This window comes from Pseudomonas mangiferae (assembly GCF_007109405.1).
In the GTDB taxonomy this organism is placed as follows: domain Bacteria; phylum Pseudomonadota; class Gammaproteobacteria; order Pseudomonadales; family Pseudomonadaceae; genus Pseudomonas_T; species Pseudomonas_T mangiferae.
Map to the genome: position 1 here is coordinate 543,483 of NZ_VJOY01000001.1, position 21,426 is coordinate 564,908.

The following is a 21,426-nucleotide window of genomic DNA, read 5'->3' on the forward strand; positions in this document are numbered from 1 at the left end:
TTTTGTCCGGCGTCTCAGGGATCCCAGACGTTCACCTTGCGTACCAACCTTCGCCGTACAGGTAAATTCCCATGCAGAAACAAGGATCCGTTGATTGTCTGGCCAACGGGTTACACGCCCCGTCGTTGCAGGCGTTCCTCGAACATCGTTCGGTTCTGGTGAAGACCGCTGCACGCATCACGGGCTGCCATTACCGGGCCGAAGACATCGTCCAGGACGCGTATTTCCGCCTGGAATCCGCCCCGCTGGTTTCGCTGTCGTTCAAGGCACAGATCAGCTACATGTTCCGTACCGTGCGCAACCTGGCCATCGACCATTATCGAAAGCAGGTGCTGGAGCGGCGGTATTCGGGGAGCGAGGCGGAAGGCCTCGAGGTGGAGATCAACGAGAGCGCGTCCCCCGAAGCGACTCACATCCATCAAGAGACCCTGGACATGCTCGAAGGCGCCCTGGGCCAGTTGCCTAAGCGAACGCGCTACGCATTCGAGATGTATCGCCTGCACGGCGTGCCGCAGAAGGAAATCGCCAAGGAACTGGGCGTGTCACCGACGCTGGTGAACTTCATGGTGCGCGATGCGCTGGTGCACTGTCGCAAGACGGTGGAAGCCGAACGCGCGCGGCTGGACAAGACCGCCTGACGCGACGAACGCGCGCCGGCTGGAATCAGGCGCGCTCGTCCCGATGGGGAATCTGGGGCGCATGCCCCTGGTTGTCATGGGTGCCGCCGGTCAGCTTCTCGCTGCGGCGTTCTTCCTGCCCGCGCTCGCGTTCGTCGGCGATATCGGCGGGGCTGGCATCCGGATCGTTGAGGGTTCGGGTGGCGGTGTCACGGCTCATCGCTTCACTCCTCTGGCTGGATGGAAAAAGCCCTGCCGAGGCAGGGCTTTCCGGGCTTCAGTTCTTCGGCGGGGCGTCGGTGGGCGTACCACCGGTGGTGCCGGTGCCAGCACCGGTCTCGGACTTCACGCCTGCGCTCTCGCTGCCCACCATGGAGTCGGTACCACTGCCAGCATCGGTGCTGGCGCCGGTGGTGGAGCCCTTGGTCTCACCTTTGTTGGTGGTGGTTTCGTTGTTCACGTGGCCTTCGTGCTTCGGTGGCTGGCTGGTGGGCGAGCCGCTGGCCGAAGTATCGGCAGCGAAGACGGGGAAGGAAATCACCGCGGCAATGGCGAAGGCGCTGATACGCTTGAGGGTCATGTGTCGATCTCCATGTCATGAGGGGGCTTACGGAAAATTGGGCCGCTCCCCCAGCATAAGGTGCTTCTTTCCTGACAGGCGGTAGTGGACAGCGGATGAAGCCGGCCGTTTACCGGTCGTTCGCCGGCCCACCGCCTTTCTGTCCATTGGGATCGTTGTGGTACGAGCCCGGTTTGCCCTGCTCGTCCCGCTGCGGCTTCAGGGTGGTACCCAGGTCGCGATCCTGGCGTGCATCCTCGGTGGTGTTGGAAACGCCTGCCTTTTCCTTCTCGTTGCTCATGGTTCACCTCGTTCTGGCTCGGAAAATCGGTTCGACCGGCTGGTAGCAGGGGCCTGTCGTGCGCCTCGGTCTTGCTCGCGGCGCATCAGGTACACCGTGAGAATGAAGCGCGCGGGAATCAGCGACATCACGCCCAGCATTCCGGTCACGGCAATGAGGGCGATGCCGGGTGGCGTCTGGCGCAGGTCGGTAAAGGCGCCCAGGCCCACCGCCAGCAGCAGCATCGCCAAGCCGAACCACTGGGCACGTCGGGCCCAGCGGAACCAGGGGTTGCCTACCATCAGGTCGAGATTCGCTTTGCTCACCGCCCGCCTCCGTTCACGCACCTTTGTAGATGGGAGGAAAGCGGTTTGCCGGAGGTTCTGCCCACATGGCGGGTTACGGACGGGCGGTCACCGCTTCGATGAGCTGAACCCGTACCGCGGGGACGGTCTGAGACAAAGACCCCAGCCGAAATAAGGAAAAGCACATGGATGCTCACCCGTTGATCATGCAGCTCATCCGCAGCGGCCTGGCTGCAGCGCTGGTGTCGTGTTTCATCCTCTACGTGAAGTCGGTGAAGCCCTTCGACCTCAGCCCCTTCTGGTACTACCTGGTGCTGATCCCCGTGCTGGCCGCGCTGGCGTTCTTCCCCCATGGCCATGCCTGGCTGATGCCCCAGGCGGCAGGCCGCACGGAGGGTGGCGACCTGCCGCTGCTGTTCCTGGCGGACTCCGTCGGCGTCCTGGCGGGGCTGGCGCTGGGCTGGATGGTGGCGCAGCTGCTGCGCCGCAGCCTGCGCGATCGATTCTGAGCCTGCCGGGGTCAACGTTTCGGCCGCAGCCGCTCCAGGATATCCGCGGTGACCCGTTCGGCCCGGGCCTCGGCGGACAACGCGCGCGCCAGCATGCCCAGTGCCACCTGCAACTCGTTACGGCTGGTCGGGCTGAGGGTGTCCCAGTCGCGGATCAGCGATTCGAATACCAGCACGCCCACCCGACCGGGTGAGTAGTCCGGCAGATCGTCGCGCTGGGCCAGTTGCGTTATCCGCGCCAGCAGTTCTTTCTCGGTCATGTCACCTCGCATGGCAGGGCATCGTTTGGCGGTTCGTCAATGCAGCGCCAAGGCGGTGGCGCAGATCACCAGGAACACGCAGAACAACGACCGTAGCAGGATTTCCGGCAGACGATGAGCCAGGCGCACGCCCCAGCTGATGCTGAGCAGCCCGCCCATCGCCAGCGGTATGCCCATCGTCCAGTCCACGTGCCCATGAAGGGCATAGGTGGTCAGGGTCACTGCGGTACTGGGCGCCGCCAGCGCAAGGGACAGGCCTTGGGCGACCACTTGTGTGGTGCCGAAGACGCTGGTCAGCACCGGCGTGGCCAGCACCGCGCCGCCCACTCCGAACAACCCACCGAGGATGCCGGCGAAGCTCCCCAGCGCCGCTAGCCATGGCCAGGGATGGCGCAGCGTTGGCGAGGGCGCCCGCTTGTCCATGAACATCCGGGCGAAGTTGTAGGCGGCCAGGAGCACCAGGAACACCACGAAGCCCACGCGCATTCGCTCGGCATCCAGGCGAACGGCATAGACGGACGCCAGCCAGGCGAAGGCGAAGCCGGATAGGGCAAGAACCAGGGCGTTACGCGGGTCTATGCGATTGCGCTGGTGATAACGCCACAGCGCCAGCAGGACATTGGGCACCACCATCACCAGGGCGGTGCCCTGGGCCAGTTGCTGGTCCAGGCCGAACAGCACGCCCAGTGCGGGAATCGCCACCAGGCCGCCCCCGATTCCGAACAGGCCTCCCAGGGTCCCCAACAGCAGGCCCAGCCCCAGGTCCAGCACTCCATTCCACAGCGTCATCGCGAGCCCTCTTCGTTGGAAGGCGCCATGGTAGGCAACGACCGCTAACCGGGAAACGCATAAGCCGGCACAATGGCTGTGCAGAACGCGCACAGGCAACTTTTCATGAATCCCGATTTACTTACCCAGCAACTGGCGCTGTTCCTCGATGTGCTGGAGGCTGGCAGTTTCTCCGCGGCGGCACGCCGACACGCCTTTACCCCGTCGGCCGTGGCCCGGCGCATCGATGCCCTGGAGCGCGCCCTGGGCAGCCAGCTGTTCGCCCGCACCACCCACGTGGTGAGGCCGACTCCCGCGGGCCTGGCATTCGCCGAGCGGGCCCGCCGCATTCTCGCCGAACTGCACCAGGCCCAGGCCGAGGCCGTGTCCCTGAGCAGCGCGCCGGAAGGGCTGATCCGCCTCGATGCGCCGGCACCGTTCGGGCGACGGCACCTGGCCCCTGCCCTAGCGGACTTCCTGGCCCAGTACCCTGGCCTCGACGTGCACCTGCGGCTCATCGACAGCTTCGTCGACCTGCGTGGCGATCACCTGGGCAAGGTGGACGTGATGGTGCGCATCGGCCCGCTGGCGGACAGCCGCCTGATCGCTACGCCCCTGGCGCCCATGACCCGCATCGCCTGCGCCAGCCCCGCCTATTTGCAGCGACGCGGCGTGCCGCGCCGGCCGGAGGAGCTGCTGGACCACGACGGACTCGACTGGGATGCGCTGGCCCCGCCGTTCGCCTGGCGATTCGAGGAGGATGGCCGGTTGCTGCTGGCGCGCCCGCGACGCATGCGGATGCTCGCCAACAACGCCGAGACCCTGTTGTTCGGCGTACTGGGCGGACTGGGCATCGCCCACCTGCCCACCTGGCTGTGCAGCGAGTACCTGGTCAGCGGCGAGCTGCTGCCGCTGTTCTGCGCCGAGGGCTTGCCGCCCACCGAGCCCAGCGGTATCCACGCCCTGCACCTGGAGGGCGAAGCCAGCTCCCGCAGCCGACTGCTGCTGGCGTTCCTCCGGCAGCGCTTCGGCCCCGTCGCGCCCTGGGACCTGGCGTTGCAGCAGGCCCTGGCCAGCAGCCAGGGATGAGCGGAAACGAAAAGGCCCGGCGGATGCCGGGCCTTTTGGGGTCACGCGCGGAGCGGCTCACGCCTTGACGCGGGACTTGTACTCGCCGGTGCGGGTGTCGATCTCGATGGAGTCGCCGATCTCGCAGAAGGCGGAAACCTGCACTTCGGAACCGTTGTTCAGGCGGGCAACCTTCATCACCTTGCCCGAGGTGTCGCCACGCACGGACGGCTCGGTGTAGGCGATCTGGCGAACGATGGTGGTCGGCAGTTCGACGGAGATCACCTTGTCGTTGAAGAAAACTGCCTCGCAGACATCGGTCATGCCGTCTTCGATGAACGGCAGCACCGCCTCCAGGTCGTCCTTCTCGATCTCGTACTGGTTGAACTCAGTGTCCATGAACACGTACAGCGGATCGGCGAAGTAGGAGTAGGTGACTTCCTTACGCTCGAGGATAACCGGCTCCAGCTTGTCGTCGGCCTTGTACACGGTCTCGGTAGCGGAACCGTTGAGCAGGTTCTTCAGCTTCATCTTGACGACCGCGCTGTTGCGGCCGGATTTGTTGAACTCGGCCTTCTGGATGATCCAGGGCGAGCCATTGACCATGGCTACCTGGCCAGCGCGGAACTCTTGAGCGGTTTTCATACGGATATCCGATGGATTGATGACAAAAAACAGGCCGCACATCATAGCCAATTTGCCTTGAGGTGTAACCCTACGGCCCTTCCGCCCCGCCGGCCGGGCTCCGCTCAGGCCGCAGCCCGGGCCGCGAACGCCGCCAGTGCAGTGGCCAGGTCCGGACGCTGGATGAGTCGCTCGCACCAGGCCTCGGCGTGATCGCGGAGACGGTCCAGTTGCCCGGCGACGCCGGCCCAGGCCGCCCCGGCGCCCTCCCCCCGGTTCCAGCCGTACCAGAACGCCCGCGAAGCCTCGGCCAGCTCGGCCGGCAGCGCCTCGTCATAGCGGGCCAGGAAGGCGTCCAGCTTGTCCCAGTGGGCGTCGTCCGCCTGGGGATAGATGTGCCAGAGCAGCGGCCGCCCGGCCCATTGCGCCCGCAGGAACGAGTCCTCGCCGCGCACGGCGTTGAGGTCGCAGCACCAGAGCAGGCGGTCGTAGTCGTCCTGGGCGAGGAAGGGCAGCACGCAGACCTCCAGGGCGCCCCGGCGATGGTGGTCGCCCGCCTGGGAGCGACACCCCAGCCAGGCATCGACATCGGCCAGGACGCGCCCCTCGGGCACCAGCAGGCAGGTGGGTCTTCGGTCGTCGTCGGCCAGGGCCTCGAGCCAACCGGCCAGGTCAGCGTTCTCGTAGGCGAACAGCGAGACCAGCCGGACACCCTCGCGGACTGGCACGCCGAGGCCCTGGAGGAACGCGAGCCGACAGGACGCATCCGCCTGGAAGGCACGCCGTCGCGCCACCAGGTCGCGCTCCCGCAGCAGGCCGCCGGTATCGGCGGTGAATCCGGGAAAGAAGAAGAACTTGCGCAGGCCGTTGTCCTGCAGGGACGGCAATCCATGGCAGCCCTCCACCCAGTCCTCGGCGCTCAGGTAGTCCAGGTTGATCCAGACCGGCGGACGTGCGCGCAGGACCATGGCCTGGCGGTAGGGCGCCGGCAGCTCGCAGGCGAAGGCCTCGATCACCACGTCGGCGGGCTCGGTAGCCGTCCAGGCCGGCTGCCACTGGCGGACCTCCACGCCCTGGATCGTCTGCGCAGGGGCCGCCGGGTCCGCTGTGGGGCACAGGCGCTGGAAGGCGGCCGGTTCGTCGATCCACAAGCGGACCCGCAGCCCCTGCTCGGCGACCAGTTGGCGCGCCAGGCGCCAGGTGACACCGACGTCGCCATAGTTGTCGACGACCCGGCAGAAGATGTCCCACTGGGCGGATACGGTAACCGACATGATCCCTCCGGCTGTGCCGGCCGATGATAACGCTACGCGGCGCGGTGACCAGAAACGAAAAAGCCCGGCGCTGGGCCGGGCTCTTCGTCTTTCTATCTGGCGGTGAAGGTGGGATTCGAACCCACGATACGATTTCTCGTATACACACTTTCCAGGCGTGCTCCTTCAACCGCTCGGACACTTCACCGGATCTCGCCGTACCAGTCTGGTCCGTCGAGGCGCGCTAATGTAGTCGAACGATTTTTCGATGGCAACTCTTTTTTCAACTTTTTCATGCAGTTAAGCCGAGGCGCCCGGACCTGGCTCATTGCCACGGCCACAGCCGCTACACAACAGGCATCCCAGGGAGGCCACCAGCCCGCTGAATAGCAGCAACGCGAGGCCCGCCGGGTTGTGGGTATGAGGGTCGGCAGAGAGGGTCAGGGAAGCGGCCAGCGCCAGCAGCACCAGCGGCAGACAAAGAAAGGAAAGGATGCGTGGCATGGCGGGCCTCCGGCGAAACGAATGGGCCGATCCTCGCGGATCGGGCACGGCACGGCCAATTGCCTGGGCCAATCGGGTCGATAGGGCTGACCTGCCGGTCAGTCAAAGCGCTTTACCTGGTACCGGGGCCTGCGTAACGTCGGCATCTTCGCAGCCAACCGTGCCTTAAAAGGAACTGCCATGAGCGACCTGATCAGCTACCAACTCGAAGACGGCATCGCCACCCTGACGCTGAACAACGGCAAGGTGAACGCCATTTCCCCAGACGTGATCGCCAGCCTGAACGCCGCCCTGGACCGCGCGGAACAGGACAAGGCCATCGTCATCCTCACTGGCCAGCCGGGCATCCTCTCGGGCGGCTACGACCTCAAGGTGATGACCTCCGGCCCGCAGAACGCCGTCGACCTGGTCGCCGCCGGCTCCACCTTGGCCCGGCGCATGCTCGCTCACCCCTTTCCGATCATCGTCGCCTGCCCGGGCCACGCGGTGGCCAAGGGCGCCTTTCTACTGTTGTCGGCGGACTACCGCATCGGCGTCGAGGGCCCGTTCAACATCGGCCTCAACGAAGTGCAGATCGGCATGACCATGCACCACGTGGGCATCGAGCTGGCCCGCGACCGCCTGCGCCGCTCCGCCTTCCATCGCTCGGTGATCAACGGCGAGATGTTCGACCCGGTGAGCGCCGTGGACGCCGGCTTCCTCGACAAGGTGGTCGCCGTCGGCCAGTTGCAGGCCACCGCCCTGGCCGCCGCGCAGCAATTGAAGAAGATCAACATGACCGCCCACCGCACCACCAAGCTGAAGGTTCGCCAGGCATTGCTGGAGACCTTGGACAAGGCCATCGAGCTGGACAAGCGCCACCTCGGCTGAATCTTTGTGGCGGCGTCCGCTCCACGCCGCCGCACCTCCCCTGCCCGCTCGTGCATTCGCCTTCCCCCCACCGCTCACGAAATTTCGCTCCTGGCACGGGCGTTCTGTCCAGTCTGTATTACTGTTAGGTAGAGCCTCCACGGATGCAGGCCAATCCGCGTCGCCCTTACCAGACATGCAGTTCTTGGAGCCCTCCCGCCATGAAGATCATCCACAAGGTCGGCATCGCTGCCGCCGCGGTACTGTTCCTGACCACCAGCCTGTTGTCCGTGACCCAGATCAGCCAGGTCCGCTCGACCCTGCGCAACCAGGTCGAGGCCAACATCATCGAGACCAGCAACTCCCTGGCCCGGCAGATCGAGAACTGGCTGAACGCCAAGCTGCGGCTGATGGACCTGATGGGACAGGCCATCGACAGCCGCTTCAGCCCCGAAGAAATCCAGCACCTGATCCGCCAGCCCATGCTCAAGGATGAATTCCTGCTGGTGTTCGGCGCCCTGGACAGCGACGGCAAGCCCATCAAGAACACCGATACCTGGCAGCCCAAGCCGGACTGGGATGGTCGGGCGCGCCCTTGGTACTCCACTGGCAAGGCCTCTTCCCAGGCGGTGCTGACCGAGCCCTACACCGACTCCACTAGTGGCGAGATCCTGATTTCCGCCGTCACCAGGCTGACCAACGCCGGAGCGTTCCAGGGCGTACTGGGTGGCGACATCCGCCTGCAGAAGGTGGCGGACGCGGTGAACACCCTGGACTTCAACGGTGCCGGCTATGCGTTCCTGCTGACCCGCAACGGCAACATCATTTCCCACCCGGACGCCAAGCTGAACGGCAAGGCCTACAGCGAGCTGTTCGGCGGCCAGAGTCCGGCCCTGGAGAGCACGCTCAAGGAAGTGGACACCGACGGCAAGGAGCTGCTGGTCGCCTTCACCCCGCTACCCAACCTGAAAGGCATGGACTGGTACATCGGCGTGGTGCTGGACAAGCACATCGTGATGGCCGAAGCGGACGCCCTGACCTGGCGCGCGGTGATCGGCACCATTCTCGGCGTGGTGATCAGCCTGCTGGTGCTGGGCTGGCTGATGGCCCGGCTGCTCAAGCCGCTGGAATGGCTCAATCGCTCCCTGAACGAGGTCAACCGTGGCGGCGGCGACCTCACCCAGCGCCTGCCGGCCCAGGGCAGCGACGAGATTTCCCTGGTCTCCCGGGAATTCAACGGCTTCCTGCAGAACCTGCAGACCCTCATCAGTGACGTCATGAACAGCTCTAACCGGGTCCGCGAGAGCACCACCCTCACCTCCAGCGAGGCCGACCTGGCCGCGCGGCGGCTGCAGGAACAGTTGATGGAGCTGGACCAGCTGGCTACCGCCATGCAGGAAATGGCCTCCACCGCCGAGGAAGTGGCGCGCAACGCCCAGGCGGCCGCCCAGGCGGCCCTCGCCGCCAACCAGGAGACCGAGAACGGCGTCGCCGTGGTGTCCCGGTCCACCGAGGCGATCAAGCGCCTGGCCAACGAGATGGACGAGACCAGCCATGCCATCAACGAACTGGCCAAGCTCAGCCACAACATCGAGTCGATCCTCTCGGTGATCACCAGCATCGCCGACCAGACCAACCTGCTCGCCCTCAACGCCGCCATCGAGGCGGCCCGTGCGGGCGAGTCCGGCCGCGGCTTCGCCGTGGTGGCGGACGAGGTGCGTTCCCTGGCCTCGCGGACCCAGCAGTCCACCCAGGAAATCCGCCAGATGATCGACCAGTTGCAGAACGGCGTGAAGCAGGCCGAGGCCCGCATGCAGCAGAGCAGCGACACCGCCAGCCGTACCGCCGAGGAAGCCGGCGCGGCCAACGAGATGCTCGGCCGCATCCGCGACGCCATCACCCGCATCAACGACATGAACCTGCAGATCGCCACGGCAGCGGAACAACAGAGTGCCACCACCGAAGAGATCAACCGCAATACCACCAACATCCGCGACATCAGCCACGAGGTGGCCGGCGGTGCGGACAAGCAGGTACAGCAATGCGCGGTGATGGTGGATCAGGTGGGCCAGCAGAATCATTTGCTGGGCCGCTTCAAGGTCTGACCCCCGAAAGGCGCCACCCGGTGCCTTTCTTCATTTCACCCGCCAGACGGGCCCGTTGTCGCATCCAGTGCACACCTATACACTGGAGTGCCCTTTTCCCAGCGGATGCGTCTCGTCATGGTCTATCTGCCGCGCCTGGCCCTGGTCGGCGTCGCCTTTCTCATCAGCGCAGTCGCCGGCCTGCTGCTGACGCTGGTGCGACCGTTCCATCCTGACAACAGCCGCCTGTGCGCCCGCCTCTACGCCTGGCCGATCCTGCGCCTGCTGGGCATCCGCATGGAGGTGGACGTCGATACCCTGGATGCCTTGCGAGAGAGCTGCGTGGTGATCGCCAACCACCAGTCCAACCTGGACCTGTTCATCCTGGGCTCGGTGGTGCCGCGGCGCACCGTGAGCGTGGGCAAGAAGAGCCTGAAGTGGATTCCGCTGTTCGGCCAGGCCTACTGGCTGGCTGGCAATATCCTGGTGGACCGCGGCAACCCACGCTCGGCGAAGCGCGCCATGCGTGTCACCCATGCCGCCCTGAAGGAGCGGGATACCTCCATCTGGGTGTTCCCCGAAGGCACCCGCAGCCTCGGCCGGGGCCTGCAGCCTTTCAAGAAAGGCGCGTTCCAGATGGCGGTGGCCGCCGGGGTGCCCATCGTGCCGATCTGCGCCAGTTCCTACGTGGGGCGCCTGCATTTCGGGCGCTGGCGCAGTGGACGGGTGCGTATCCAGTCGCTGCCGCCGATTCCTACCGAGGGACTGAGCGCCCGGGATGTCCCGGCCCTGATGGAACGCTGCCAGGCCAGCATGAGCGCCTGCATCGAGCGGCTGGACACCCAGGCCTCGCCGCGAGGCTGGGCGGAGCCGGCCTGAACTTCATTCGGCCGGCCGCCTCACAGGTTCAGGAGTGACGACAGCCGTCGCCGGAATCTGAGAAGGAACGCGTGAAATGGGTCGAGTGGTCGCCGCCGCGGCGTATGCGAAGGGTCACAAGGTCGCCGATATCTCCCTGGACCAGGGCAAGGAATGGGCGTCCCGCCCGGATCATTTCGTCTGGATCGGCCTGCATGACCCGGAGCCCGCCGAGCTGCTGCGGTTGCAGACCCAGTTCGACCTGCATGAACTGGCCTTGGAAGACGCCCTGGCGCAACACACCCGGCCCAAGCTGGAAACCTTCGGCGACGCCCTGTTCCTGGTGCTGTACTCGCCCGTCGAGGAAGACGGCAAGCTGGTGTTCGTCGAAACCCAGCTGTTCGCCGGCAAGGGCTACGTGATCAGCGCCCGCTATGGCGAGTCCCACTCCTTCACGCCCGTCCGCCAGCGCTGCGAGGCCCGGCCGCTGCTGCTGGAGCACGGCGAGGACTTCGTACTCTACGCCCTGCTGAACTTCGTCATCGAAAACTACCGGCCGCGCCTGGAACACGATCGGGCCGAGTTGGAGAAGATGGAACAGCGGGTGCTCAACTGCCCCCTGACCCAGTCCGACGTGGAACGCATCCACGGCATGCGCCGCGAGCTGCTGCGCCTACGCCGCTACGTGGCGCCCCTGGTGGAGATCTGCCAGGAGCTGCAGCACCTGGAATTCCCTTTCATCGACAAGCACATGCGGCCCTACTTCCGCGACCTGGCGATCCACGTGAATCGCCTGCTGGAAGATCTGACTGGGCTGCGGGAGATGGCCGACCACGCCTTTGAGATCGGCATGCTGCTGGAGTCGTCGCGGCAGAGCGTGGTGCAACGCAAGTTCGCCGCCTGGGCGGCGATCCTCGCCTTTCCCACGGCCATCGCCGGCATCTACGGGATGAACTTCCAGAACATGCCGGAGCTGACCTGGCACTACGGCTACTTCATCGTGCTGGGCGTCATCGGCGTGGGGTGCAGCGGGCTGTACGTCAACTTCAAGCGGCTCGGCTGGCTCTGACCGCCGAGCCGGGCCTTAGCGCTGCTCCTGCTCCAGGGCCTCGATGGTCTCCCGGGGCTGGCTGACGAACCGCATCATCCATTCCGCCACGGTCAGGCCATGGTGGTCGTCCTGCAGGCTGTCGATGGCCTGGTCGTAGAGTTCATCCCCCAGGTGCTGGCGGCGCAGGTCCAGCAAGGCGCGGGAATAGGCGTGAATGAATTCCGGATGGCCCTGGAAGCACAGCACCTGGTGGCCGATGCGATAGGCGGCGAAGGGGCAGAACGCACTGGACGCCACTACCGTGGCGTTGTCCGGCAAGGCGGTTACCTGGTCCTGGTGGCTGATCAGCAGGGTGAGGTCATCGAGGCGGGGGGTCATCCAGGACGCCTGCTCTTCCAGGCGGTAGCGGTGGGTCCCGAGGCCCCAGCCCTGGCTCGCCCGCTCGCTCTTGCCACCCAGCAGGAGCGCCAGCAACTGGTGACCGAAGCAGATGCCCAGGAGCTTGTCGCCGCGCTGGTAGCGATCCAGCAGGTACGCCTTGAGGGTCTGGATCCACGGGTCGCTGCCGAAGGAGTCGGCCTTGCTGCCGGTCACCAGGTAGGCATCGAAACGCTCGTCATCAGCGGGATACTCGCCCTGCACCACGTTGTAGACGAAGAACTGCGCGGGAACCGGTTGGCGGGCGAACAGCTGCTCGAACATGCGGCCGTACCCGTGGTACTGGTCGATCAGCTCGGGACGGAGAACATCGGTTTCCAGAATGCAGATGCGTAACGGCATGGAGGTTCCTGAAACGGCAGGCAAAGTGTGCGTTTTATTTAACACACCCTGCCTGGGAGGGAAAGTGAAAGCTTCGCCTGGCCCGAGTCTTCGCCATGCCAGGCGACCGGCTACGAAGCGGCTGGTCGGCCTGTCAATAAAATTTGACAAGCCGCCGGCATGTTTCAGCGATACGTATCGCCCCGCTCCGCTCGGGCCCGCAAGCCCTCGGTGGGACGGAAGCGTTCGCCATAGCGGGCCGCCAGCGCGTCGGCACGCTCGACGAAGGCGCCCAGACCGTACTGGTTGATGAACTGCAGCGCCCCGCCCGTCCAGCTGGCAAAGCCGATGCCGAAGATCGACCCGACGTTGGCGTCGGCGACCGAGGTCAGCACCCCCTCCTCCAGGCAACGCAAGGTTTCCAGCGCCTGGACGAACAAAAGCCGGTCGCGAACATCCGCCGCTGGCACCGGGTCGCCCTGGCCGCCGAAGTGCTTCGCCAGGTCCGGCCAGAGCCGTTTCTGCCCGCCCTCGTAGTCGTAGAAGCCCGCCCCGGCCGCCTTGCCGGCCCGCTGGAAGGTGCCGGTCATGCGCTCGATCACGCCATGGGCCGGGTGCTCCGGCGCCGCCTGGCCGGCTGCCCGCAAATCCTCCTCGGTCTGCCGGCGGATGTGACTCATGAGACTCAGGGAGACCTCGTCGGAAACCGCCAGCGGGCCCACCGGCATCCCGGCGTTGCGGGCCTCGTTTTCGATCAGCGCGGCCGGCACCCCTTCGCCCAGCATGGCGATGCCTTCCTGGGCGAAGGTGGCGAACACCCGCGAGGTGAAGAAGCCCCGGCTGTCGTTGACCACGATGGGTGTCTTGTGGATCTGCTGCACGAAATCGAAGGCGCGGGCCAGGGTCTGCTCGTCGGTGCAGGCGCCGCGGATGATTTCCACCAGGGGCATCTTGTCCACCGGGCTGAAGAAATGCAGCCCGATGAAGCGCTCCGGTCGCGCCACCGCCTCGGCCAGGCCACTGATGGGCAGGGTCGAGGTATTGCTGGCGATCACCGCCTCGGCTCCGGCCGCCCGCTCGGCCGCGGCGCTCACCTGCCCCTTGAGCGCGCGGTCCTCGTAGACCGCCTCGATCACCAGGTCGCAGCCGGCGAAGTCCTCGTCGCGCTCGCTCGGCTGGATGCGGGCCAGGAACGCCTCGCGCTGCTCCGCCGTCATCCGACCCTTGGCCACCTGGGCGTCCAGCAGGGCCGCCGAGCGCTGGCGACCATGCTCCGCCGCGGCCAGGGAGACGTCCTTGAGCACCACCTGGATGTCCACCGCCGCGGCCACGTGGGCGATGCCCGCCCCCATCATGCCGGCGCCGATCACCCCCAGGCGTTTCACCCGGCTGCGGGGCGGGCCGGCGGGGCGTGAACGTCCGGAGGTGATGTCGTTGAGCTGGAACCAGAAGGTCCCGATCATGTTCTTCGCCACCTGCCCGATGGCCAGCTCGGTGAAATAGCGCGCTTCGATCAGCTGTGCGGTGTCGAAGTCCACCTGGGCGCCCTCCACGGCCGCGCAGAGGATCTTCTCCGGCGCCGGCAGGCAGCCACGGGTCTTTTCCCGCAGGATCGAGGGGGCGATGGACAGCATCTGGGCCACGGCGGGGCTGGCCGGGGTGCCGCCGGGAAGCGCGTAGCCACGCGTGTCCCAGGGCTGGGCCACGGCCGGGTTGGCCAGAATCCACTGCCGCGCCCGGACCAGCAGGTCCTCGCGGTCGCGGGCCAGCTCATGGACCAGCCCGGCCTTGAGCGCCGCCGCCGGCCGCAGCTTCCGGCCCTCCAGCAGGTAGGGCAGCGCCTTCTCCAGGCCCAGCAGACGCACCATCCGCACCACCCCGCCGCCGCCGGGCAGCAAGCCCAGGGTGACTTCGGGCAAGCCGACCTGCACGGAGGGTTCGTCCAGGGCGATGCGCCGGTGGCAGGCCAGGCAGATTTCCCAGCCGCCGCCCAGGGCCGCGCCGTTGATGGCGGCCACCACCGGCTTGCCCAGGGTTTCCAGGCGGCGCAGGTCCTGCTTGATCCGCAGCACCATGCGGTAGAAATCGCCGGCGGTGTCGGGCGTGGCCTGCACCAGCTCGTTGAGGTCGCCACCGGCGAAGAAGGTCTTCTTGGCCGAGGTGACGATCACCCCGGCGATGCTGTCCTTCTCCGCCTCCAAGCGCTCGATCACGTGGGCCATGGCATCGCGGTACACCGCGTTCATGGTGTTGGCGCTCTGCCCGGGCAGGTCGATGGTCAACACGACGATGGCGTCGTGGTCTTTTTCGTAGCGAATGGCATCGGTCATGGCAAAGGCTTCCGTCGGGCGCGATTAGAGACGTTCGATGATGGTGGCGATACCCATGCCGCCGCCGACGCACAAGGTGGCGAGGCCGTACCGCTGCTGGCGGGCCTCCAGCTCGTCCAGCAGCGTGCCGAGGATCGCGCAGCCGGTGGCGCCCAAAGGATGGCCGAGGGCGATGGAGCCGCCATTGACGTTGACCCGCGCCTCGTCGACGCCCATTTCCCGCATGAACCGCAGCACCACCGAGGCGAACGCCTCGTTGACCTCGAACAGGTCGATGTCCTCCACCCGCAGGCCGGCCTTGGCCAGTACCTTGCGGGTGGCCGGCGCCGGGCCGGTGAGCATGATGGTCGGGTCGCTGCCGGTGACCGCGGTGGCGACGATTCGCGCCCGGGGCGCCAGGCCCAGGGCGGCGCCCTTCTGTGGCGAGCCGATGAGCATGAGGGCCGCGCCGTCGACGATGCCCGAGCTGTTGCCGGGGGTGTGCACGTGATCGATCCGCTCCAGGTGGCTGTACTTGCGCAGCGCGGTGGCATCGAAGCCCATGCGCCCCATGGCCTCGAAGCTGGGCTTCAGCTTGCCGAGGCCCTCCAGGGTGGAATCGGCGCGGATGAATTCATCGTGGTCCAGCAGGACGATGCCGTTCTGGTCGGTCACCGACACCAGGGAGCGGGCGAAGGCGCCGGCATCCCGGGCGCTCGCTGCCTTGCGCTGGGAGCGCAGGGCGAAAGCGTCCACATCGTCCCGGGAAAAGCCCTCCAGGGTGGCGATCAGGTCCGCGCCGATGCCTTGGGGAACGAACTGGCTGTGCAGGTTGGTAGCCGGGTCCAGGGCCCAGGCACCCCCGTCGCTGCCCATGGGCACCCGCGACATGGACTCCACGCCGCCGGCCACCACCAGGTCCTCGAACCCCGAGCGCACCTTCATCGCCGCCAGGTTCACCGCCTCCAGACCCGAGGCACAGAAGCGGTTCAGCTGCACGCCGGCCACCCGGACGTCCCAGTCCGCCACCAGCGCAGCGGTCTTGGCGATGTCCGCACCCTGGTCGCCCACCGGGGTCACGCAGCCGAGGACGATGTCGTCCACCTCGCCGGTGTCCAGGTCGTGGCGCCGCTGCAGCGCCCGCAGGAGTCCCGCGGCCAGGTCCACCGGCTTGACGCTGTAGAGGGCGCCGTCCTTCTTGCCTTTGCCGCGGGGCGTGCGCACCGCGTCGTAGATGTAAGCCTCGCTCATGTGATCCTCTCGGAGCCGGTGATCGGGAAGACAGCATAGGGTCCAGCCGCCGCGCGTGTCGGCCGTGACGGCATGACGCACGTACCCGGTCGGCCACGACGACCTTGCCCGGACGAACGGTTGTTCGATCCGACGATCCGTCAAGGCGCCCACGCGAACCGTCTGGCACAGGCATTCGGCGCCTCCAACGCGGTACGAAGGGTGGAATTGCCCTCATTTCCGTGCCCTTATCGGGGCTTTTCGGACCATCGTCCCTGACGGAGGGCGCGGAATTATCTAAACCTTAACGAATCGTACCCAATGATGTCGCCGGGTCTGCCGGGACATCATCGATCCATGCCACGGGTCTTTCCTTCCGCCAGGCCGTCGGAGCGGACCAAGGAAACCCAACAACAAAAAAGGCGCCGGCCATGTTCAAGCACCCCAAATTGCGGCAAGCGAGCCTGATCCTGTTCGCGACCACCGTCATCCTGATCCTTCCCAACCTCACCCGCTGGTTCGGCTGAGCGCCAGCAGGCGCGGCCGCTGGGCTAGCCCGACGCGCTGACGTAGGATGGGCGCCCTTCGCACTGCCAAGGAATGCCGAATGCGCGCCCTGCTGCTCACCCTGCTCGTCACCTGCCTGCCGGCGACCGCTGCGGAGCTGACGATCGAGACCCCGAACGGCGCCCATGCCTGGACGACCGCCGACCTGCTGGCACACCCCGCACGAACGGAAATCGACATCCCGCAGGACGTTTCCTACAAGCGCGCCATGCACTACCAGGCGGTTCCGCTGGCCACCTTGCTGACCGGCCTGAAACCCGACGACACCCTCCAGGCGGTAGCCCTGGACGGCTTCGCCGCGGAGCTGCAGGCCGCCCCGCTGCTGGCGGCCCAGGGCGCCCGGGCCTGGCTGGCGATCGAGGACCCGGCTCACCCCTGGCCCCCACTGGGCGATGAAAAGCCCAGCGCCGGCCCGTTCTACCTGGTCTGGACCGACCCCGCCGCCGGCCGCATCGTGCCGGAACAGTGGCCGTTCCAGATCGCCCGCCTGCGCTACCTGGCGCCCATCGCCCAGCGCTTTCCCGCCCTGTTGCCGGCTGCCGATGCCAGCCCGGCGGTGCGCGAGGGCTTCCTCGCCTTCCAGAAGAACTGCCTCGCCTGCCATCGCCTCAACGGTGCGGGCGACGCGGCGTTCGGCCCGGACCTCAACCTGCCCTACAGCCCCACCGAGTATTTCGCCGACGATTTCCTCGGCCGCTACATCCGCGACCCGCAAAGCCTGCGCCGCTGGCCCCAGGCAAAAATGCCGGCCTTCAGCCGGGAGATTCTCGACGACGACACGCTGCACCACCTGATTGACTACCTGCGTCACATGGCCAAGCGAAAGGCCTGACCGGGGAACTATCGCCCCCGGGTGCCCACGAACCTAGGGTCTGCAGAACAGCCCGGCAGGACCGGGACGGGCATGATGGGGCGGTTCGCGCTCGACTCTCCTTCGCCTCGCCCTCCTCCTTCCTGCCCGCGCCTGCAGTCCACGTGGCCGGTACGCGACCGGCTGGACCCACCACCCGCCGGAGGACGGTCTCGTGGAAAACTGGATATTCGGTTTCGATCAGCAACGCCTGTTGGACGCCTGCCTGGTGTCGGGCGTCTCCATCGTCAGCTATCTGATACTGCGCGCCGTGCTCGGCGTGCTCAGCCGCCGCCTGGCGACCTTTTCCACCCGCCATGACAACGCCTGGTACGGCTTCGCCAGCGAAGTGCTGGCCAACACCAATCGTCTGCTGCTGGCGGTGTTCTCGCTCCAGATCGGGCTCAAGCTGGTTGAACTGTCGCCCCGCTGGGAAAGCACCTTCAACCATGGCTGGTTCATCGCCCTGGCGCTGCAACTGGCGCTCTGGGTGGACGCCGGGGTGCGCCTGTGGACGGTGAACTACATCAACAACGAGCGGCACAACCCGGTGACCAGCGTGATCATCGCCTACATGGTCCGGGGCGCGCTGTGGTCGGTCTCGCTGCTGGCGGTGCTGTCCAACCTCGGGGTGAACATCACCGCCTTCGTCGCCAGCCTGGGGGTCGGCGGGATCGCGGTGGCGCTGGCGGTGCAGACCATGCTCAGCGACCTGTTCGCCTCCCTCTCCATCGGCGTCGACAAGCCGTTCGAGCGGGGCGACTTCGTGGTGTTCGGCGACATCGCCGGCACCATCGAGCACATCGGCATGAAGACCACCCGCATCCGCAGCCTGAGTGGCGAGCAGATCGTCTGTTCCAATGCCGAGCTGCTCAAACAGACCCTGCATAACTACAAGCGCATGGCCGAGCGGCGCATCGTCTTCGGTTTCGGGCTGTCCTACCGCACCCCGGTAGAGAAAGTGCGGGAAATGCCCGGCGTGGTGGAGCGGATCATCCGCTCGACGCCCGACACCCGCTTCGATCGTGCCCACCTGCTGGCCTTCGAGCAGACCGCCCTGCGCTTCGAGGTGGTGTATATCGTGCTGACCGCCGACTACAACCGCTATATGGACATCCAGCAGCACATCAACCTGGAGATCATGCAGGCGCTGTCGGAACGGGACATCCAGTTCGCCTTCCCGACCCAGAACCTGGTGATGAACGACCCCCTGTTCGCCGCCAGCGCTGCCGGAAAGGAACGGCAGGCCGCCGCGCCACGCAATGCCCCTGCCTGGCAGCAGGACGGCACGCGACGGACCTAGGTTTCACGCAAGTGCACCGCCGGTGGCCCGGCCAGTGCGGCTGGGCTTCGGCGTGGCGACTGGCTTCAGAGGCGCTGACGGAACAGCGCCTGGTGTGCCCGGCACTGCTCGGCGCTGAGCATGAACACCCCGTGGCCACCGTTCTCGAATTCCAGCCAGGCGAAGTCCACCTCGGGATACAGCGCCTCCACGTGGACCTGGCTGTTACCCACCTCGACGAACAGCAGCCCCGCCTCGTTCAGGTGATCGGCCGCCTCGGCGAGGATCTGCCTCACCAGGTCCAGGCCATCGTCGCCGCAGGCCAGCCCCAGGGCCGGCTCGTGGTGATACTCCGCGGGCATGTCGGCGAAATCCTCCGCGTCCACATACGGCGGATTCGAGAGGATCAGGTCGAAGCGCTGGCCCGGCAGACCCTGGAAACCGTCGCCCTGGACCGCATAGACGCGGGTCTCCAGCCCGTGGCGCTCGATGTTCAGGTTGGCCACTTCCAGGGCGTCGAAGGACAGGTCGGCCAGGACCACCTCCGCCTCCGGAAACGCCTGGGCACAGGCGATACCGATACAACCCGAGCCGGTGCAGAGATCCAGCACCCGGGCCGGCGGCTGGGCGAGCCAGGGCGAGAAGCCCTGCTGGATCAGCTCGGCGAGGGGCGAGCGCGGGATCAGCACGCGTTCGTCGACGATGAAGGGCAACCCGCAGAACCAGGCTTCGCCCAGCAGGTAGGCGGTGGGCACGCGTTCGTCGATCCGCCGCTGCAGGAGGAAGCGCAGGTACTCCCGCTCGTCGTCCTCGAGGGCGCAGTCCAGGTAAGCGTCCGCCATTTCGTAGGGAAGGTGCAGCGCCCCCAGGATGAGCTGGCGGGCCTCGTCCCACGCGTTGTCGCAACCGTGGCCAAAAAACAGATCTTCCTGATGGAAACGACTGACAGCCCAGCGGATGTGATCGCGCAGGGTTCGCAGGCGGGATTCGGACACGACAGGGCACCTCCATGGATGAGAGGCGGATTCTAGCAGCCACGCCCCCGCTTTACCCATGGCCCGGCCCAGGGCGGTTTTTCCACGGGGGCCTGGCAGACCGGCGGTCTCGAGGCGGGCGGGCGTGGCGCACCGCCCCTGCCGGTGACGAATGGCCCGGACGGTTCACAGAACGCTCGCGGCAGCGGACAATGGCGGCTGAGTCGTATGAGGAGTCGTGTCCATGTCCGCACCGAAAACCATGCTGCAACTGACCGGCCGGGGTTATCTGCCCGCCAGCCTGGGGCAGGCGACCCTGTTGATCATCGATGCCCAGGAGGAGTACCGCAGTGGCGTGCTCAGCCTGCCGGGGCTCGATGCAGCGGTCGCGGAAATCGCTGCGCTGCTTGCCGAGGCCCGGCGGCTGGGATCGCCCATCGTCCACGTGAAGCACCTGGGGGTACCCGGCGGCCTGCTCGATCCCCAGGGCGAGCGCGGCCGTCACCTGCCCGAGGTGGCCCCGGACGGCCAGGAGATCGTCGTGGAGAAACGCCTGCCGAACGCCTTCGCCGGCACCGAGCTGCACGACCGCCTGCAGGCCATCGGCAACCTAGACCTGATCGTCTGCGGTTTCATGACCCACTCCAGCATCAGCACCACGGTGCGGGCAGCCAAGGACTACGGCTACCGCTGCACCCTGGTGGACGAGGCCTGCGCAACCCGGGACCTGCCGGATACCCGCGGCGGGGTGGTTGCCGCCGACGAGGTGCACCGGCTGGAGGTCATCGCCCTGGCGGACAACTTCGCCTGCGTGGTCGCCAACGCCCGGGCCTTGCGCTGACCCTCCCGCCTGCCTCGAGCGGGGCCTGCCGGAACAATCCCGCCCTGCCCCGGTCACACGCCGACCTGAATAAGAGGACATCCGGATGAAATTGTCCGATGGTTTCGACGCCCGCCGCTTGCGTCCGAAGGGCCCGTGCCGCTGGCGCTGGCGTTTCGCGGCGGCCCTCGCGGCGCTGTTCGCCGGCATCGGGGTGCTGCTGGCGATGGCGGGCCTGGCGGCGGTGCTGGGGCGTGCGACCACCCTGGGTCCGCTCAATACGACCCCGGTCAACGGGGCTGTCCTGCTGGTGCTCGGCGTGATGCTGCTCTGGGGAGGCGTACGCGCCTGGCGGGGCTGCCGGCGGCGAGGCACGCGCCACAGCGACCTGAGCCTGGCCCCGCACCTGATGAAGAAGGACTGACGAACCGGCTCTTCCGAGCCGCTCGCCCCACCGCTACACTGCGCGCCCCCGTCCGGAGGCCCCATGCAAGACGACGATTTCTCCCTGTTCAGCCAGGCGGTGCGTGGCGTCAAGCCGATCACCCACGATCGCGCCGACACCGGCAAGCCCAAGGCGGATCGCAGCCAAGTGGCCAGCCGTCGCCAGAACGCAACGGTGGGCACCGCCGAGCGCACGGTGGATGGCCTCTCCGATCAATTCGTTATCGACGTCGGCGGCGATGAGGAACTCTACTGGGGCCGCGACGGCGTGCAGGACAGCCAGTTGCGCAAGCTCAAGGCCGGTCAGGTCGCCTTCGAGGGCAGCCTCGACCTGCATGGCATGAGCGTGGAGAAGGCCCGGGAGACCCTGTGGGCGTTTCTCGCCGAGGCAGCGCGCTTCGAGGTGCGCTGCGTCCGGGTGACCCACGGCAAGGGCATCCGCCTGGATGGCAAGCGCCCGCTGATCAAGAGCCATGTCAACACTTGGCTGCGCCAGCATCCACAGGTGCTGGGCTTCACGTCCTGCTTGCCCAAGCACGGCGGCGCCGGCGCCCTCTACGTGCTGCTCAAGCGCACCATGCTGGAAGGACGCGACGAGTAGT

25 protein-coding genes, 1 tRNA gene and 1 pseudogene are annotated in these 21,426 nt (G+C 66.7%); 13 read left to right on the forward strand and 14 right to left on the reverse strand.

The features are described from left to right. The first annotated feature begins 71 nt into the window (after window positions 1-71). The gene (locus FM069_RS01980) at window positions 72-638 is read left to right on the forward strand and encodes an RNA polymerase factor sigma-70 (protein WP_143486575.1); all 567 of its coding nucleotides are present in this window, start codon (window positions 72-74) and stop codon (window positions 636-638) included. A 25-nt stretch (window positions 639-663) separates the two neighbouring features. Here FM069_RS01980 and FM069_RS21535 read toward each other — a convergent pair whose 3' ends face one another. From FM069_RS21535 to FM069_RS01990, 4 genes are all read right to left on the reverse strand, one after another. Further along, on the reverse strand, window positions 664-837 hold the full coding sequence (locus tag FM069_RS21535; RefSeq protein WP_178106640.1) for a hypothetical protein: 174 nt from the start codon (window positions 835-837) through the stop codon (window positions 664-666). Between the two features lie 57 nt (window positions 838-894). Then, window positions 895-1,197 carry a hypothetical protein gene (locus tag FM069_RS01985; protein WP_143486576.1) on the reverse strand — a complete coding sequence of 101 codons (303 nt, stop codon included), beginning with the start codon at window positions 1,195-1,197 and terminating at the stop codon, window positions 895-897. 109 nt (window positions 1,198-1,306) lie between these two features. Further along, the gene (locus tag FM069_RS21540) at window positions 1,307-1,477 is read right to left on the reverse strand and encodes a hypothetical protein (protein WP_178106641.1); all 171 of its coding nucleotides are present in this window, start codon (window positions 1,475-1,477) and stop codon (window positions 1,307-1,309) included. Then, window positions 1,474-1,782: a hypothetical protein gene (locus tag FM069_RS01990; RefSeq protein ID WP_143486578.1), complete on the reverse strand. Its 309-nt coding sequence runs from the start codon at window positions 1,780-1,782 to the stop codon at window positions 1,474-1,476. The genes FM069_RS21540 and FM069_RS01990 overlap by 4 nt, the downstream gene beginning before the upstream one ends. A gap of 164 nt (window positions 1,783-1,946) precedes the next feature. On the opposite strand from FM069_RS01990, the gene FM069_RS01995 reads away from it, so the two are divergent. Then, window positions 1,947-2,270, forward strand: a complete 324-nt coding sequence (locus FM069_RS01995) for a hypothetical protein (protein ID WP_143486580.1) — start codon at window positions 1,947-1,949, stop codon at window positions 2,268-2,270. 11 nt (window positions 2,271-2,281) lie between these two features. Here FM069_RS01995 and FM069_RS02000 read toward each other — a convergent pair whose 3' ends face one another. Beyond that, on the reverse strand, window positions 2,282-2,530 hold the full coding sequence (locus FM069_RS02000) for a hypothetical protein (RefSeq protein ID WP_143486582.1): 249 nt from the start codon (window positions 2,528-2,530) through the stop codon (window positions 2,282-2,284). Between the two features lie 36 nt (window positions 2,531-2,566). Beyond that, complete coding sequence (locus FM069_RS02005; protein WP_143486584.1) at window positions 2,567-3,319, reverse strand: sulfite exporter TauE/SafE family protein; 753 nt, start codon at window positions 3,317-3,319, stop codon at window positions 2,567-2,569. Window positions 3,320-3,424: 105 nt separating this feature from the next. Between FM069_RS02005 and FM069_RS02010 the strand changes: the two genes are divergently transcribed. Then, window positions 3,425-4,387 (forward strand): LysR family transcriptional regulator, encoded by a 963-nt coding sequence (locus tag FM069_RS02010; protein WP_143486586.1) that lies wholly within the window; start codon window positions 3,425-3,427, stop codon window positions 4,385-4,387. Between the two features lie 57 nt (window positions 4,388-4,444). Here FM069_RS02010 and efp read toward each other — a convergent pair whose 3' ends face one another. The 4 genes from efp to FM069_RS02030 form a co-directional block, all read right to left on the reverse strand. After that, window positions 4,445-5,011, reverse strand: a complete 567-nt coding sequence (gene efp / locus FM069_RS02015; RefSeq protein WP_143486588.1) for an elongation factor P — start codon at window positions 5,009-5,011, stop codon at window positions 4,445-4,447. A 104-nt stretch (window positions 5,012-5,115) separates the two neighbouring features. Continuing rightward, on the reverse strand, window positions 5,116-6,264 hold the full coding sequence (earP, locus tag FM069_RS02020) for an elongation factor P maturation arginine rhamnosyltransferase EarP (RefSeq protein WP_143486590.1): 1,149 nt from the start codon (window positions 6,262-6,264) through the stop codon (window positions 5,116-5,118). Between the two features lie 97 nt (window positions 6,265-6,361). Next, a tRNA-Ser gene (locus tag FM069_RS02025) sits at window positions 6,362-6,451 on the reverse strand. Window positions 6,452-6,543: 92 nt separating this feature from the next. Then, window positions 6,544-6,747: a hypothetical protein gene (locus FM069_RS02030; protein ID WP_143486592.1), complete on the reverse strand. Its 204-nt coding sequence runs from the start codon at window positions 6,745-6,747 to the stop codon at window positions 6,544-6,546. Between the two features lie 180 nt (window positions 6,748-6,927). Between FM069_RS02030 and FM069_RS02035 the strand changes: the two genes are divergently transcribed. The 5 genes and pseudogenes from FM069_RS02035 to FM069_RS02050 all read left to right on the forward strand — a co-directional run bounded on the left by FM069_RS02035 (window position 6,928) and on the right by FM069_RS02050 (window position 11,607). After that, window positions 6,928-7,617 (forward strand): crotonase/enoyl-CoA hydratase family protein, encoded by a 690-nt coding sequence (locus FM069_RS02035; RefSeq protein WP_143486594.1) that lies wholly within the window; start codon window positions 6,928-6,930, stop codon window positions 7,615-7,617. A gap of 200 nt (window positions 7,618-7,817) precedes the next feature. Further along, window positions 7,818-8,843 (forward strand): annotated as a pseudogene (locus tag FM069_RS22210) (cache domain-containing protein); the annotation flags it as partial. A 117-nt stretch (window positions 8,844-8,960) separates the two neighbouring features. Continuing rightward, a complete protein-coding gene (locus FM069_RS22215; protein ID WP_407681552.1) occupies window positions 8,961-9,701 on the forward strand; it encodes a methyl-accepting chemotaxis protein in 741 nt (246 codons plus the stop codon). Between the two features lie 117 nt (window positions 9,702-9,818). Next, window positions 9,819-10,559: a lysophospholipid acyltransferase family protein gene (locus tag FM069_RS02045; RefSeq protein ID WP_143486596.1), complete on the forward strand. Its 741-nt coding sequence runs from the start codon at window positions 9,819-9,821 to the stop codon at window positions 10,557-10,559. A gap of 76 nt (window positions 10,560-10,635) precedes the next feature. Next, window positions 10,636-11,607, forward strand: coding sequence for a magnesium and cobalt transport protein CorA (locus FM069_RS02050; RefSeq protein ID WP_143486597.1), 972 nt, complete (start codon window positions 10,636-10,638; stop codon window positions 11,605-11,607). Between the two features lie 15 nt (window positions 11,608-11,622). On the opposite strand, the gene FM069_RS02055 is transcribed toward FM069_RS02050, so the two are convergent. The 3 genes from FM069_RS02055 to FM069_RS02065 all read right to left on the reverse strand — a co-directional run bounded on the left by FM069_RS02055 (window position 11,623) and on the right by FM069_RS02065 (window position 15,908). Beyond that, the gene (locus FM069_RS02055) at window positions 11,623-12,369 is read right to left on the reverse strand and encodes an amidotransferase (protein WP_143486598.1); all 747 of its coding nucleotides are present in this window, start codon (window positions 12,367-12,369) and stop codon (window positions 11,623-11,625) included. Between the two features lie 164 nt (window positions 12,370-12,533). Further along, window positions 12,534-14,678: a 3-hydroxyacyl-CoA dehydrogenase NAD-binding domain-containing protein gene (locus tag FM069_RS02060; protein ID WP_143486599.1), complete on the reverse strand. Its 2,145-nt coding sequence runs from the start codon at window positions 14,676-14,678 to the stop codon at window positions 12,534-12,536. 24 nt (window positions 14,679-14,702) lie between these two features. Further along, the gene (locus FM069_RS02065; RefSeq protein WP_143486600.1) at window positions 14,703-15,908 is read right to left on the reverse strand and encodes an acetyl-CoA C-acetyltransferase; all 1,206 of its coding nucleotides are present in this window, start codon (window positions 15,906-15,908) and stop codon (window positions 14,703-14,705) included. 586 nt (window positions 15,909-16,494) lie between these two features. On the opposite strand from FM069_RS02065, the gene FM069_RS02070 reads away from it, so the two are divergent. Continuing rightward, a complete protein-coding gene (locus FM069_RS02070; RefSeq protein WP_143486601.1) occupies window positions 16,495-17,286 on the forward strand; it encodes a cytochrome c in 792 nt (263 codons plus the stop codon). Window positions 17,287-17,479: 193 nt separating this feature from the next. Next, the gene (locus FM069_RS02075; RefSeq protein ID WP_143486602.1) at window positions 17,480-18,607 is read left to right on the forward strand and encodes a mechanosensitive ion channel family protein; all 1,128 of its coding nucleotides are present in this window, start codon (window positions 17,480-17,482) and stop codon (window positions 18,605-18,607) included. 65 nt (window positions 18,608-18,672) lie between these two features. Here FM069_RS02075 and prmB read toward each other — a convergent pair whose 3' ends face one another. Continuing rightward, window positions 18,673-19,581 carry a 50S ribosomal protein L3 N(5)-glutamine methyltransferase gene (prmB, locus tag FM069_RS02080; protein WP_143486603.1) on the reverse strand — a complete coding sequence of 303 codons (909 nt, stop codon included), beginning with the start codon at window positions 19,579-19,581 and terminating at the stop codon, window positions 18,673-18,675. Between the two features lie 223 nt (window positions 19,582-19,804). On the opposite strand from prmB, the gene FM069_RS02085 reads away from it, so the two are divergent. The 3 genes from FM069_RS02085 (at window position 19,805) to FM069_RS02095 (ending at window position 21,425) form a co-directional block, all read left to right on the forward strand. After that, a complete protein-coding gene (locus FM069_RS02085; protein ID WP_143486604.1) occupies window positions 19,805-20,401 on the forward strand; it encodes a cysteine hydrolase family protein in 597 nt (198 codons plus the stop codon). Between the two features lie 85 nt (window positions 20,402-20,486). After that, window positions 20,487-20,804, forward strand: a complete 318-nt coding sequence (locus tag FM069_RS02090; protein WP_143486605.1) for a hypothetical protein — start codon at window positions 20,487-20,489, stop codon at window positions 20,802-20,804. 63 nt (window positions 20,805-20,867) lie between these two features. Beyond that, window positions 20,868-21,425: a Smr/MutS family protein gene (locus tag FM069_RS02095; protein WP_143486606.1), complete on the forward strand. Its 558-nt coding sequence runs from the start codon at window positions 20,868-20,870 to the stop codon at window positions 21,423-21,425. Window position 21,426 lies beyond the last annotated feature (1 nt).

Excerpts from the sequence above, each read along its gene's own strand:
- FM069_RS01980 (WP_143486575.1), top strand. The coding sequence starts at position 72 with ATGCAGAAACAAGGATCCGTTGATTGTCTGGCCAACGGGTTACACGCC.
- FM069_RS21535 (WP_178106640.1), bottom strand. The coding sequence starts at position 837 with ATGAGCCGTGACACCGCCACCCGAACCCTCAACGATCCGGATGCCAGC.
- FM069_RS01985 (WP_143486576.1), bottom strand. The coding sequence starts at position 1,197 with ATGACCCTCAAGCGTATCAGCGCCTTCGCCATTGCCGCGGTGATTTCC.
- FM069_RS21540 (WP_178106641.1), bottom strand. The coding sequence starts at position 1,477 with ATGAGCAACGAGAAGGAAAAGGCAGGCGTTTCCAACACCACCGAGGAT.
- FM069_RS01995 (WP_143486580.1), top strand. The coding sequence starts at position 1,947 with ATGGATGCTCACCCGTTGATCATGCAGCTCATCCGCAGCGGCCTGGCT.
- FM069_RS02000 (WP_143486582.1), bottom strand. The coding sequence starts at position 2,530 with ATGACCGAGAAAGAACTGCTGGCGCGGATAACGCAACTGGCCCAGCGC.
- FM069_RS02005 (WP_143486584.1), bottom strand. The coding sequence starts at position 3,319 with ATGACGCTGTGGAATGGAGTGCTGGACCTGGGGCTGGGCCTGCTGTTG.
- FM069_RS02010 (WP_143486586.1), top strand. The coding sequence starts at position 3,425 with ATGAATCCCGATTTACTTACCCAGCAACTGGCGCTGTTCCTCGATGTG.
- efp (WP_143486588.1), bottom strand. The coding sequence starts at position 5,011 with ATGAAAACCGCTCAAGAGTTCCGCGCTGGCCAGGTAGCCATGGTCAAT.
- earP (WP_143486590.1), bottom strand. The coding sequence starts at position 6,264 with ATGTCGGTTACCGTATCCGCCCAGTGGGACATCTTCTGCCGGGTCGTC.
- FM069_RS02030 (WP_143486592.1), bottom strand. The coding sequence starts at position 6,747 with ATGCCACGCATCCTTTCCTTTCTTTGTCTGCCGCTGGTGCTGCTGGCG.
- FM069_RS02035 (WP_143486594.1), top strand. The coding sequence starts at position 6,928 with ATGAGCGACCTGATCAGCTACCAACTCGAAGACGGCATCGCCACCCTG.
- FM069_RS22215 (WP_407681552.1), top strand. The coding sequence starts at position 8,961 with ATGGAGCTGGACCAGCTGGCTACCGCCATGCAGGAAATGGCCTCCACC.
- FM069_RS02045 (WP_143486596.1), top strand. The coding sequence starts at position 9,819 with ATGGTCTATCTGCCGCGCCTGGCCCTGGTCGGCGTCGCCTTTCTCATC.
- FM069_RS02050 (WP_143486597.1), top strand. The coding sequence starts at position 10,636 with ATGGGTCGAGTGGTCGCCGCCGCGGCGTATGCGAAGGGTCACAAGGTC.
- FM069_RS02055 (WP_143486598.1), bottom strand. The coding sequence starts at position 12,369 with ATGCCGTTACGCATCTGCATTCTGGAAACCGATGTTCTCCGTCCCGAG.
- FM069_RS02060 (WP_143486599.1), bottom strand. The coding sequence starts at position 14,678 with ATGACCGATGCCATTCGCTACGAAAAAGACCACGACGCCATCGTCGTG.
- FM069_RS02065 (WP_143486600.1), bottom strand. The coding sequence starts at position 15,908 with ATGAGCGAGGCTTACATCTACGACGCGGTGCGCACGCCCCGCGGCAAA.
- FM069_RS02070 (WP_143486601.1), top strand. The coding sequence starts at position 16,495 with ATGCGCGCCCTGCTGCTCACCCTGCTCGTCACCTGCCTGCCGGCGACC.
- FM069_RS02085 (WP_143486604.1), top strand. The coding sequence starts at position 19,805 with ATGTCCGCACCGAAAACCATGCTGCAACTGACCGGCCGGGGTTATCTG.
- FM069_RS02090 (WP_143486605.1), top strand. The coding sequence starts at position 20,487 with ATGAAATTGTCCGATGGTTTCGACGCCCGCCGCTTGCGTCCGAAGGGC.
- FM069_RS02095 (WP_143486606.1), top strand. The coding sequence starts at position 20,868 with ATGCAAGACGACGATTTCTCCCTGTTCAGCCAGGCGGTGCGTGGCGTC.